Here is a 12732-nt window from a genome sequence, read left to right on the forward strand (position 1 = left end):
CGGCGGCACGGGACACGGGAATCTCCCGGGGTACTCGTGCGTTGAGCACAGTGATCGGCCCGACCATCGCGGTCATCGCCGTGACGATCGCCGTATCGACATCCCCAACGACGTAAGGACCCAATGACCTCCTCTTCATCTTCTTCCCAGGACTCGCAGCGCTTCGCGCACTCACACCCCGAAGGTCTTCGGGCCGATGCCCTGATGGAAGAGGACGTCGCCTGGAGCCACGAGATCGACGGAGAGCGGGACGGCGACCAGTTCGACCGCTCCGAGCGCGCGGCCCTGCGCCGCGTGGCAGGCCTCTCCACCGAACTCGAGGACGTCACCGAGGTCGAGTACCGCCAGCTCCGTCTGGAGCGGGTCGTGCTCGTCGGCGTCTGGACCTCGGGGACCGCGCAGGACTCGGAGAACTCCCTCGCGGAGCTCGCCGCCCTCGCGGAGACCGCGGGCGCACTCGTGCTCGACGGCGTGATCCAGCGCCGCGACAAGCCCGACGCCGCCACCTACATCGGATCCGGCAAGGCCACCGAGCTGCGGGACATCGTCCTGGAGACCGGCGCTGACACCGTGATCTGCGACGGTGAGCTCAGCCCGGGCCAGCTCATCCACCTCGAAGACGTCGTGAAGGTCAAGGTCATCGACCGTACGGCCCTGATCCTGGACATCTTCGCCCAGCACGCCAAGTCCCGAGAGGGCAAGGCGCAGGTCGCGCTCGCGCAGATGCAGTACATGCTGCCGCGACTGCGCGGCTGGGGTCAGTCGCTGTCCCGGCAGATGGGCGGCGGCAAGGGCGGCGGCCTCGCCACCCGTGGTCCCGGTGAGACCAAGATCGAGACGGACCGGCGTCGGATCCGCGAGAAGATGGCGAAGATGCGCCGGGAGATCGCGGAGATGAAGACCGGCCGCGAGATCAAGCGCCAGGAGCGCAAGCGCAACAAGGTGCCGTCCGTGGCCATCGCGGGCTACACCAACGCCGGCAAGTCCTCGCTGCTCAACCGCCTCACGGGCGCGGGCGTGCTGGTCGAGAACGCCCTGTTCGCGACCCTCGACCCGACCGTGCGCCGGGCCGAGACCCCGAGCGGCCGGCTGTACACGCTGGCGGACACCGTCGGCTTCGTACGGCACCTGCCGCACCACCTGGTCGAGGCGTTCCGCTCCACCATGGAGGAGGTCGGCGAGTCCGACCTGATCCTGCACGTGGTGGACGGCTCGCACCCGAACCCGGAGGAGCAGCTGGCCGCCGTGCGCGAGGTGATCAGGGACGTCGGCGCCACCGGCGTGCCCGAGATCGTCGTGATCAACAAGGCCGACGCGGCGGACCCGCTGACGCTCCAGCGGCTGATGCGGATCGAGAAGCGCTCCATCGCGGTCTCGGCCCGTACCGGCCGGGGCATCAAGGAACTGCTCGCGCTCATCGACAACGAGCTGCCCAGGCCCTCGGTCGAGATCGAGGCTCTCGTGCCGTACACGCTCGGCAAGCTCGTCGCCCGCGCCCACGACGAGGGCGAGGTGATCTCCGAGGAGCACACCCCGGAGGGCACCCTGCTCAAGGTCCGGGTGCACGAGGAGCTGGCGGCGGAGCTGGCGGCGTATGTGCCGGAGCCGGTGCCGGTCGCCTGAGCTTCGGTTCCCACGCGTGAGCCGGTGTCGGGTTGCTGAGCTGATGCCGGGCGCCTCGGCCGGTGCTGGTCAGCTGGGCTGATGCCGGCCGCCTGCCGTTCGCCCGGCGCAGGACAGCCGTCCGTCACAGGACAGCGAGAAGGCCCGCCCCTCGTCGTGAGGGGCGGGCCTTCCGGCGTGTACGGATCACTTACCGCCGTACGTCTTGCTCATGTTCTGGTAGATCGCCTCGGCCTCCTGGCCCAGCTGCGGGCCCGCCAGCCAGGTGTTGTCCGCCGGGCCGATCGAGGTGTTCGAGACCAGCTTGGTCCTGCCGTCCACCACCCGGAACCAGCCGCCGCCGGACGAACCGCCGGTCATCGTGCAGCCGATGCGGTACATCGTCGGCAGCGTGGTGCTGAGCGAGAGCCGGCCCGGCTGGTCGATGCACTTGAACATCTTCAGACCGTTGTACGGCGCCGCCTGCGGGTAGCCCCAGGCGCCCATCTTGGCGACCTCGGTCGCGGAGGGGGCGGAGAAGTCCACGTCCAGCGCGGCACCTACCGTCTCCTCCAGCGACTTGGCGCCCGACTCCGGCTTCACGTGCAGCATCGAGTAGTCGTACGCGGCCCCGTCGCCGCCGGTCTCCGAGCCGCCCGCGATCCACTGGTTCGAGGTGGAGGCCCAGTCGGCCCACCACTGGCCATACGGAGCGATCTCGGTGGGGTTGGAGTTGGTGAGCTGCGCCTCGGACTTGCCGTAGTCGTTGTACGCCGGGACGAACATGATGTTGCGGTACCAGCCACCACCGTCGCCCGCGTGCACGCAGTGGCCCGCCGTCCACACCAGATTCGACTTGCCCGGGTGGTTCACGTCCTTGACGACCGTGCCCGAGCAGACGGCATGTCCCTCAGGAGTGTCGAAGAAGATCTTGCCGACCGGCGCCGCGTTCTGGTGGTAGGGCGTCTTCTCGGCCGAGGCCTCGACGGGTGCCGGGTCCGGGTCGGTGACGCCCTGCTCGGCTGCCGCGTCCTTCGTCGAGTACGTCTTGTTGGCCTCCTTCGCGGATTTCATCCGCTCGGGCTTCCAGAGGCCCTCGATCACCGGGTTGACGAAGTCCTTGGCCTGGCTGAGCCACTTGTCCCTGTCCCAGTCCCGCCAGCCGCCGTCCTTCCACTTGTCGACGTCGATGCCGTGCTCCTTGAGCTTGCCGGCGAGGTCGGCAGGTATCTGGATCTTGTCGTTGCCGCTGTCGGCGGCCTGGGACGTGGTGGCGGCCGGCTTGTCGCTCGCCGTGTCCGAACCTTCGCAGGCGGTCGTGGTCAGCGCCAGGGCGGCGACGAGGCCGGTGGCGACGAGAGCGGTACGATGCCGACGCCGCGCTGTCGCGGGCGTACGTGTGGAACGCATGGTGCGGTAACCCCCGTTGGAGCGATCGGTGTTTCACTGCGCGCGAGTACTGCACAACGCGCTGATGTCATGGGCGTGTCATCCGAGGGGGCGTGCGTTCTACGTGAGCCCCCGAGTCACGCGACACCCCACTATGCCCGTGGAGTTGAGGGCGAACGGCGGCGGGACGGTGAAGGTTTCCGAGAGCCGCCCCGCCTCTCCGGTGCCGGGCCGCTACTGGCCGGCGAACTTCTTGCTGACCGAGTCGTACACGCCCTTGGCCACCTCACCCAGTCGCGGTCCGGCCAGCCAGCCTGCCGACACCGGGCCGATCGAGGTGTTGGACACCAGCGCCGGCTTGCCGTCCGAGCCCGTCGCGACCCAGCCGCCACCGGACGAACCGCCCGTCATGGTGCAGCCGATGCGGTACATCGTCGGGTCCGACGCCTTGAGCGACAACCGCCCCGGCTTGTCCTGGCACTGGTACAGCGTCTGACCGTCGAACGGCGCCGCCGCCGGGTAACCCGTCGCCGTCATGCTCTGGATCTTCGCCGCCGCCGGAGCCTTGAAGTCCACCGGCAGGGCCGAACCGACCGTCTCCTCCAGCGACTTGCCCGAGCCGCCCTCCTCCGGCGTCACATGGATGACCGCGAAGTCATACGAGGCACCGTCGCCACCCGTCGCACCGCCCTGCTCGATCCACTGGTCCGAGGTCTGCGCCCAGTCACCCCACCACACGCCGTACGGCGCGACTTCCTCCCTGGTGACACTCTCCAACTCGGAGGTCGCCAGAGCCTTGTCGTTGTACGAGGGCACGAACGCGATGTTGCGGTACCAGCCGCCGCTCTTGCCCGCGTGGACACAGTGGCCCGCCGTCCACACCATGTTGGACTTGCCGGGGTGCGCCGGGTCCTGCACGACCGTGGCCGAGCAGACCATCTGTCCTTCGGGGGAGTCGAAGAACACCTTGCCCGCCTCGGGAACACTGTCGTGGTACGCAGGCGACACGGCCTTCGCGTCCACGGGCGCCGGCTCCGGGTCGGTCACTCCCTGGTCACCGTCGAGGTCGCTGTCGTCGACCTCCTGGTCCGGCTCCTCGGCCTCCCGCATGCGGTCCGCGTCCCACAGCCCCTCGATGATCGGGTTGATGTAGTCCCCGGCCTCGCGGAGCCAGTCGTCCTTGCTCCAGTCCTTCCAGGCCCCGTCCCTCCACTTGTCGACGTCGATCCCGTGCTCCTTGAGCCGGTCCTTGATGTCGTCCGGGATCGTGATCTTGCCGTCGCCCTCGGACGCGGCGGTGGCGGAGGCCTGCGCGTCGGCGTCGGCGTCGCCCGACTCACAGGCGGTGGCGGTGAGCGCGAGCGCGGAGGCGAGGGCCACGGCGGCCAGCACGGGGGAGGTCCTGCGGCGCGTGCCCCCTTCCCGGCGGACGGTGGGCAACGGCCGTATGGATCGCATGATCTGACTCCCCCTGGGGTGAACGAACTCGGTGCGTGGCCGTGATCCCACGTCGACACCCCGGCGGCTCTTGCCGTCCGGTGCCGATCTCCTGTGCGCGCACGGCCTCTTGGAACGGCAACACACACTATGCGCTCGCTGTGGGGGACTTCCCACGGAACGGCAACGGTTCCGTCACGGCAAGGATCTTGCGGCAACCCGTAACCCGGTGAACCGTCCGGGGTTGGTAGCCCTGGGGGCCTGCTGTGTGTGCGGTCCCCTGTGCCCATGCTGCGACTCCGGCTCGCCGTTGGGCGCGGACGGCGGCGGGAGGGCAGGGTGACGTGGCCGAGTCTTCGTACGGCGGGTGCGTGTCCGAGGGGAGTCCTCGGCGTCAGTCGGCACGCGAGCCGACGGCGCGCACCTATGCGCGTGCCCTGCCGATCGTGCCCGTGCGGGCCCGCGGACTCACCATCGAGGGCGCGGACGGCCGCCGTTACCTGGACTGTCTCTCCGGTGCGGGAACCCTGGTCCTCGGGCACAATCACCCCGCGGTCCTGGAGGCGATCCGCAAGGTCCTCGACTCCGGCGCGCCCCTGCATGCCCTGGACCTCGTGACACCCGTCGAGGACGCCTTCGTCACCGAGTTGCTCCGCACCCTGCCGCCCGGCCTCGCCGACCACGCGCGCGTGCGGTTCTGCGGGCCGAGCGGTTCGGACGCGATGCGGGCCGCCGTCGACCTCGCCCGAGCGGCGACCGGGCGCAGGGGCATCGTCACGTTCACCGGGGGCGGGCGGGGCGTGGTGGGCGTCGGTGACGGTGACGTCACGGGGGTGCGTTTTGCGCGGGGGTGGTGTCGCGGCGACGGTGGTTGTGAGGGTGCGTGTGCCTGTGCCTGTGCGGGTGCCGGCGGCGTCAGCTGTGGCTGTGGCTGTGGCTGTGGCTGTGGCTGTGGCTGTGGCTGTGGCTGTGGCTGTGGCTGTGGCTGTGGCTGTGGGGTCGGTGGTGGCGTCGGTCTCGGATCGGGCGGCGCGAGTGGGGAAGAGCTCGTCGGCCCTTGGGCGCAGTTCCTCCTCGGCGGCCCCGCGTCGGATGCTCCGCTCCCTGCCGGGGCGTTGGTGGAGCCCATCCAGGGGGAAGGTGAGGTGATTTCGGCGCCGGGTGCCTGGATGCGGCGCTTGCGGCAACTGACGGCGGACCGTTCCGTTCCCCTGATCGCCGACGAGGTGCACACCGGCGTCGGCCGCACCGGTGCCTTCTGGGCGGTGGAGCACAGTGGCGTCACCCCCGACGTGATGGTCCTCTCCAAGGCCATCGGCGGCAGCCTGCCCCTGTCCGTGCTGGTCCACCGCGACGACCTCGACGTCCGGGAACACGGCGCCCCTGTCACTGGCACCTTCCGCGGCAACCAACTCGCCCTGGCCGCGGGCACGGCGACACTCGCCCACGTGCGCGAGAACGGGCTTGCCGAGCGTGCGGCGCTCCTGGGGGCGCGAATGCTTTCTCGGCTGCGGGAGCTTGGGGAGCGGTTCGCGTGCGTGGGGGCTGTGCGGGGGCGGGGGTTGATGGTGGGGGTTGAGCTGGTGGATCCGGCCGCGGGGGACGGGGGTGGAGGCGGCTTGGTGAGGAGTGCGCGCTTCCTGGGCGGGAGGGCTGGTGTGGGTGCCGGTGCCGGTGCAGGTGTCGGCCCGGGGGCCGGTGTCTTTCGGTGGGAGAGGGCTAGAAGTGCGGATGCCGGGGGCGTGGGCGCCGGGAGGGCCGGCGTCGAGAGAGTGGAGGGCGGGGGTGTGGGCGCCGGCACCCGTGCTGCCGCCCCTGAACTCGCCGCTGCTGTCCAGCGAGAGTGCCTGCGACGCGGTCTCATCGTCGAACTCGGTGGAGACCACGCGAGCGTCGTACGCCTCCTCCCGCCCCTGACGATCAGCGACGAGCAGGAGGACGCGGTGCTGGAGCGGTTGTCCGAGGCGGTGGAGGCAGTGGAGGCGTTGGCTTGCGGCGAGACCCCTCGCGGCCGGGTTCCTCACAGTCCAAAGAGCCCAACCGGCCAGACGCGTGACCGGCCCGCCGATCGCGCCCCACGGGAGGGCCAACCTGCCGATCGGTGACCTGGCTACCTTCAAGGGCCCCGCACGCAGCGCCGCTCCACGCAACCCCCCTCCACGCGACGCCACATGAACCAGTCCCCACCTATTCCTCCAGCTCCGGAACCACATCCCGCCTCCACTTGACCCGCCTCCACTTGACCCGTCTTCACCTGAGGCCTTGCTCACCGACGCACTGCCAATCCCACCGAACCGCGGCAGACCAACACCCTCCGCACCACCCCCCGGCACTCGACCCGCCCCACTCCCACGACCCGGAACCCGCTCACGAGGAACAGCCTTGAACTCCACCCCCGCCCCCGATGGTGTCGTCCGCACGCCCACTCAAGGCACCTCCACCACGGAGGCTTCCCAGCAGCCTCAAGTCGGTGCGACCGCCGCCACGACCCCTCGTCCCCAGGAACGGGTCCCGGAACAGGGGCGCGGCCCGTTGCAGGACAGGCCTTCCAGCCGGGGTGACAGCCGAGGGCAAGGACGCGTTCCGGGGCAGGCCGGGACCTGCACGCCGGGCAACCGCAGGAACGCCGAGTGGCTGCGTGGCGCGACCCCAGACCCCCTGGACCACCCGGACCCGCACACCGCGGCCCAGTCCGCAGCCGTGGAGAACCTGCTGCGCTGCTGGGTGCGCGAGACCGACCTTCCCGCTCCCATCGACGGCACCCTGCGCATTCCTCTGCCCGCCAGCGGCACCGCTCTGCTCACCCCCGTCCACTATTGGTCGCCGACGGGGTGGCACCGTTTCGGGCCTCCCCGCCTGCCCGACGCTCCCCAACAGTCCCCGCCCCTCGACGCCGTCACCCTCGCTGCCCTGCTCACCCGGGAAGCCCCGGAAGCGGGCAGCATCGTCGTCACACCAACGGCTGTCCACGGGCCGGCGGTTGCTCCCACGCCAACCGCCGCCCGCATCCCGGCCGTAGCCCCGACGTCGGTCACGGCCGCCGAGCTGGCCACGGCTGAGCCATCGGACACGGCTCCTAAGCCGGCCACTGCCGAGCCGTCGGTCACGGCCGCCAAGCCAGCCACCCCCACCCACGGCGCCACCCCCACCCACGACGCCATCCCCACCCTGACGGCTCTCACCACCTCGGCCTCACCCCCCAACCCCGTCGACGTAGAGCCGTATCCGCCCAGCCACCGCTCCCAACCCACCCACGGCACCGACCTCGTCGCCCGCGTAGCCGACTCCGTACGCCGAACCGTGACCTTCATCGACGACCGACGGAAGCGGCCTTCCGACGCACCGGACCTCTTCCTCGCCGCCGAACAGGCCCTGGTGCTGGGCCACTCCCTGCACCCGGCGCCCAAGAGTCGTGAAGGGCTGTCCGAGGCGGAAGCGTCTTTGTACTCACCTGAGTTGCGTGGCTCCTTCCCCCTGCACTGGCTCGCTGTCGCTCCCTCCGTACTCGCCACCGACTCGGCCTGGACCGAGCGAGGGCGTCGGGTCCCGGCGGCACGGCTCACGGCTCGCCTCCTTGGCACCGAGCCGCGCCTGCCCGCCGGTTATGCGGCCCTGCCTCTGCACCCTTGGCAGTCACGAGAGGTCCGGCATCACCCCGTGACCGCCTCCCTGCTCGACGCCGGGCTGCTCCGGGATCTCGGAGCGCACGGCTCTCCCTGGCACCCCACCTCTTCCGTCCGCACGGTGTACCGCTCCGGCGCCTCCGCCATGCTCAAGCTCTCGCTGGGCCTGCGCATCACCAACTCCCGTCGTGAAAACCTCCGTAAGGAACTCCATCGCGGTGTCGAGGTCCACCGTCTTCTGCGCAGCGGCCTCGTCGAGTAGTGGCAAGCCGTCCACCCTGGATTCGACATCGTCCGCGACCCGGCCTGGCTGGCTGTCGACGGGCCGGACGGCGCCCCCGTGCCAGGACTCGACGTGATGATCCGGCACAACCCGTTCCGCCCCACGGACGACGTCTCCTGTGTGGCCGGGCTTGTTTCTCCCCGGCCCTTCGCACAGCCCGGCACCACTCCAGGCATCGCCACGGGCACCACCTCGAACGTCGGGACGGCTGACCTGCCGGCCATGCGCTCCCGACTCGCCGACATCATCACGCGCCTCGCCACCCGGACCGGTCGGCCCTTGGGCGCTGTCGCCGCGGAGTGGTTCCTGCGTTACCTGGAGCAGGTCGTCCGTCCGGTGCTGTGGTTCGACGCGGAGGCAGGCATCGCCCTGGAGGCGCATCAGCAGAACACGCTGGTTCAGTTGGACGGCGACGGCTGGCCGATCGGCGGCCGCTACCGGGACAACCAGGGCTACTACTTCCGAGAGTCCCGACGTGCGGAACTCGAGGCCAGGCTCCCCGGAATCGGCGCGCGCAGCGACACCTTCGTCTCCGACGACGTCACCGATGAGCGCTTCGCGTACTACCTCGGCATCAACAACGTCCTCGGTCTCATCGGCGCTTTCGGCTCCCAGCGCCTTGCTGACGAACGCCTGTTGCTCGCCGCCTTCCGCCGCTTCCTGAGCGAGGTCGCCTCCGGGCCCGCCCGACTGCGCACGTCACTGCCGTCCCGCCTCCTCGACTCACCCGTCCTCCGTTGCAAGGCCAACCTCCTCACTCGACTGCACGGCCTCGACGAACTCGTCGGCCCGGTCGACACCCAGTCCGTCTATGTCACCATCGCCAACCCCCTGCTCTCGTGATCACCGCCAGATCGCACAGCTCACCATCGACCCCTTCGTGAGTGATCACCGCCAACCTCCCGCGTCCTTCACCTCCCGCCTCCCTCCAACCTCCCGCATCCCTGAGGAACATGTCCCAATCCGTCTTCTGAGAGGAACGCCGCCGTGTCTCCCACCGACGCGACTGCCGACACCGGTACCGCCCCCACCCCTGACGTCGGCGACCACACCAGCCCAGGCGTGGCCGGCCGGCCCACGGCCTTCGACCCTGGCTCGGCCGGCATCGACCGTGACGCCACGTGGTCCACGGACAGTGAGGACACCCTCGAGCTGCGCCTGCCCGACGAGTTCCTCGCACTCATCGCGAGCGAGACCGACCACGGCAGTGCCAACGGTCATGGCGGGCGCCGCGCAGGTGGGTCCGACCCGGTCGCCGGGACCCGCGACGACCTCCTCGACCGCGTCGCCGACTGGGGGCCGGTGGCCACACCCGTGGGCGTTTTCCATCTCGTCCCTGTACACGCCGAGCGGGACCTTCCACTCGTCGGCCGCTGGATGAACGACCCGGTAGTCGCGCAGTACTGGGGACTGTCCGGCTCTCGGAGCCTGGCCGAGCACCACGTCCGGGCCCAACTCGACGGGGACGGTCGAAGCGTGCCCTGCCTCGGTGTGCTGGACGGCACGCCGATGAGTTACTGGGAGATCTACCGGGCCGACCTGGACCCCTTGGCCCGTCACTATCCCGCTCGCCCGCATGACACCGGTATCCACCTCCTCATCGGCACGGCCGCAGACCGTGGACGAGGTCTTGGCAGCGCGCTGCTCAGAGCCGTCGCCGACCTCGCACTCCACAAACGCCCCGCCTGCGCACGGGTCATCGCTGAACCCGACATCCGCAACACCCCTTCCGTCTCCGCTTTCCTGCGCGCCGGTTTCCGGAACACCGCCGAGATCGACCTGCCCGACAAGCGAGCCGCCCTCATGGTCCGAGCCCGCTCCCTGCTCTCTTGATGTGACGCACCGTCGCAGTGTCATCACTTTTGGTACACCGCCGGTCCCGGCTCGGTTCCCACTTACCTCCCACCTTTTTCCAGCCGACCGACATCGCCGCGACCGCGGCCAGTCACGGGCCCCGCCCTCCGCCCGGAAGGCCCCCTGCCCTCGCCCCGGCGCCGCCCCGCCCACCCACCCCACCCCGCGTCCGCACTGCCCCCGCCCGCAGACCGCCCTCGTACCCCCACCCTCACCCCCACCCTCACCCCCACACCCCGCCCCACCCCCTCCGACCACCCCCGTCCGAAACCGACCGATCCCGCCCACCTCCGACGCGTCGCACCGCAAACCGAATCCACTCCACCCCCGAGCAGACCGGGACCGATCTCGAACCGTCCAAACTCGACCCCACTCGGCCCCATACGAACCATCCCGATCCCCGCCCCCACCCGCCCCCGGTCTTGATCCCGCCCCTCGTCCCCCCGTGACCTCTCGTTTGTCAGTGGTGGGCCGTAGGGTTGTCGCGCTATGACAAAGCCCTCACTCCCCGAACTCCTGCATGCCGCCGTCGCCGCTGTCGGCGGCACGGAGCGCCCCGGCCAGGTGACCATGGCCGAAGCCGTCGCGGAGGCGATCGACGACGGCTCCCATCTGCTGGTCCAGGCCGGCACCGGCACCGGAAAGTCCCTGGGCTATCTCGTGCCCGCGCTCGCACATGGGGAGAGAGTCGTCGTCGCCACGGCCACCCTGGCCCTGCAACGCCAGCTGGTCGAGCGGGACCTGCCGCGCACGGTCGACGCGCTGCACCCGTTGCTGCGGCGCCGCCCGGAGTTCGCGATGCTCAAGGGCCGGTCGAACTACCTGTGTCTGCACCGCCTCCATGAGGGCGTGCCACAGGAAGAGGAGGAAGGGCTCTTCGACCAGTTCGAGGCCGCGGCGCCCACGAGCAAGCTGGGCCAGGACCTGCTGCGCCTGCGTGACTGGTCGGACGAGACGGAGAACGGCGACCGGGACGACCTCACGCCGGGCGTCTCCGACCGGGCCTGGGCCCAGGTGTCGGTCTCGTCGCGCGAGTGCCTGGGTGCCACGAAGTGCGCGTACGGCGCCGAGTGCTTCGCGGAGATGGCTCGTGAGCGGGCCAAGCTCGCCGAGGTCGTCGTCACCAACCACGCGCTGCTCGCCATCGACGCCATCGAGGGCGCCCCGGTCCTCCCGCAGCACGAGGTGCTGATCGTCGACGAGGCCCACGAACTGGTCTCCCGCGTGACCGGGGTCGCCACCGGCGAGCTCACCCCGGGGCAGGTCAACCGCGCGGTGCGCCGTGCGGCGAAGCTTGTCAACGAGAAGATCGCCGACCAGCTCCAGACCGCCGCAGAGGGCTTCGAGCGGCTCATGGAACTGGCTCTGCCCGGCCGCCTGGAGGAGATCCCCGAGGACCTCGGCTACGCCCTCATGGCGCTGCGCGACGCCGCTCGCAATGTCATCTCGGCGATGGGCGCCACTCGTGACAAGTCCGTCCAGGACGAGGACGCGGTCCGCAAGCAGGCCCTGGCGTCCGTCGAGAGCGTGCATGACGTGGCGGAGCGGATCACCAACGGCTCCGAGTGGGACGTCGTCTGGTACGAGCGCCACGACCGCTTCGGCGCCTCCCTGCGCGTTGCCCCCATGTCGGTGTCCGGCCTGCTGCGGGAGAAGCTCTTCGCGGACCGCTCCGTCGTCCTCACCTCCGCGACCCTGAAGCTGGGCGGCGACTTCAACGGTGTCGGCGCCTCGCTCGGTCTCGCCGCCGAGGGCATCGAGGGAGACGACCTCCCGCAGTGGAAGGGCATCGACGTCGGCTCGCCCTTCGACTATCCGAAGCAGGGCATCCTGTACGTCGCCAAGCACCTCTCGCGCCCCGCGCGGGACGGCGATCGCGCGGACATGCTCGACGAGCTGACGGAGCTGATCCAGGCGGCTGGCGGCCGCACCCTGGGCCTGTTCTCCTCGATGCGAGCCGCCCAGCTGGCCGCGGAGGAACTCCGCTCCCGCATCCCCGAGTTCCCGATCCTGCTCCAGGGCGAGGAGACCCTCGGCGAGCTGATCAAGAACTTCGCCGCTGACCCGAAGACCTGTCTCTTCGGCACGCTGTCGCTCTGGCAGGGCGTCGACGTCCCCGGTCCCAGCTGTCAGCTGGTCGTCATGGACAAGATCCCGTTCCCGCGCCCCGACGACCCGCTCATGAGCGCCCGGCAGAAGGCGGTGGAGGACGCCGGAGGCAACGGCTTCATGGCCGTCGCCGCCACGCACGCGGCGCTGCTCATGGCACAGGGCGCCGGTCGTCTCGTACGGGCGTCGGGGGACCGGGGTGTGGTCGCCGTACTGGATCAGCGGCTCGCGACGGCGAGGTACGGAAGCTATCTGAAGGCCTCGCTCCCTGACTTCTGGTACACGACGGACCGCAACCAGGTCCGGAAGTCACTGTCCGCGATCGATGCGAAGGCGAAGCAGACCGAGGAGCGGGACGGCGAGGAGTGAGGGGCGTGGGGGGGGGGGGGCGCGAGAGGGGAGGGGACACACCACCCGCGGAGGGGAAGCGCTATC

Annotated in this window: 8 protein-coding genes; 6 read left to right on the forward strand and 2 right to left on the reverse strand. The window is 70.3% G+C overall.

From position 1 onward, the window contains the following. The first annotated feature begins 123 nt into the window (after positions 1-123). The gene (hflX, locus tag ACZ56U_RS38325; RefSeq protein ID WP_469088559.1) at positions 124-1623 is read left to right on the forward strand and encodes a GTPase HflX; all 1500 of its coding nucleotides are present in this window, start codon (positions 124-126) and stop codon (positions 1621-1623) included. A 186-nt stretch (positions 1624-1809) separates the two neighbouring features. Here hflX and ACZ56U_RS38330 read toward each other — a convergent pair whose 3' ends face one another. Together ACZ56U_RS38330 and ACZ56U_RS38335 are read right to left on the reverse strand one after the other, a co-directional pair. Continuing rightward, positions 1810-3012, reverse strand: a complete 1203-nt coding sequence (locus ACZ56U_RS38330) for a trypsin-like serine peptidase (RefSeq protein WP_469088560.1) — start codon at positions 3010-3012, stop codon at positions 1810-1812. A 213-nt stretch (positions 3013-3225) separates the two neighbouring features. Next, positions 3226-4449 (reverse strand): trypsin-like serine peptidase, encoded by a 1224-nt coding sequence (locus tag ACZ56U_RS38335; RefSeq protein WP_469088561.1) that lies wholly within the window; start codon positions 4447-4449, stop codon positions 3226-3228. A gap of 323 nt (positions 4450-4772) precedes the next feature. On the opposite strand from ACZ56U_RS38335, the gene ACZ56U_RS38340 reads away from it, so the two are divergent. The 5 genes from ACZ56U_RS38340 (at position 4773) to ACZ56U_RS38360 (ending at position 12666) form a co-directional block, all read left to right on the forward strand. Then, positions 4773-6533 (forward strand): aminotransferase class III-fold pyridoxal phosphate-dependent enzyme, encoded by a 1761-nt coding sequence (locus ACZ56U_RS38340; protein WP_469088562.1) that lies wholly within the window; start codon positions 4773-4775, stop codon positions 6531-6533. A 427-nt stretch (positions 6534-6960) separates the two neighbouring features. Further along, positions 6961-8313 (forward strand): IucA/IucC family protein, encoded by a 1353-nt coding sequence (locus ACZ56U_RS38345; protein WP_469088570.1) that lies wholly within the window; start codon positions 6961-6963, stop codon positions 8311-8313. Between the two features lie 78 nt (positions 8314-8391). Beyond that, complete coding sequence (locus ACZ56U_RS38350) at positions 8392-9177, forward strand: IucA/IucC family C-terminal-domain containing protein (protein ID WP_469088563.1); 786 nt, start codon at positions 8392-8394, stop codon at positions 9175-9177. Positions 9178-9321: 144 nt separating this feature from the next. Next, complete coding sequence (locus ACZ56U_RS38355) at positions 9322-10167, forward strand: GNAT family N-acetyltransferase (RefSeq protein WP_469088564.1); 846 nt, start codon at positions 9322-9324, stop codon at positions 10165-10167. Between the two features lie 510 nt (positions 10168-10677). Beyond that, positions 10678-12666 carry an ATP-dependent DNA helicase gene (locus tag ACZ56U_RS38360; protein WP_469088565.1) on the forward strand — a complete coding sequence of 663 codons (1989 nt, stop codon included), beginning with the start codon at positions 10678-10680 and terminating at the stop codon, positions 12664-12666. The last annotated feature ends 66 nt before the right edge of the window (positions 12667-12732 follow it).

It is taken from the genome of Streptomyces sp. NPDC034103 (assembly GCF_055575395.1).

Coding starts and splice junctions, on each gene's coding strand:
- ACZ56U_RS38360 (WP_469088565.1), top strand. CDS start 10,678: ATGACAAAGCCCTCACTCCCCGAACTCCTGCATGCCGCCGTCGCCGCT.
- hflX (WP_469088559.1), top strand. CDS start 124: ATGACCTCCTCTTCATCTTCTTCCCAGGACTCGCAGCGCTTCGCGCAC.
- ACZ56U_RS38335 (WP_469088561.1), bottom strand. CDS start 4,449: ATGCGATCCATACGGCCGTTGCCCACCGTCCGCCGGGAAGGGGGCACG.
- ACZ56U_RS38330 (WP_469088560.1), bottom strand. CDS start 3,012: ATGCGTTCCACACGTACGCCCGCGACAGCGCGGCGTCGGCATCGTACC.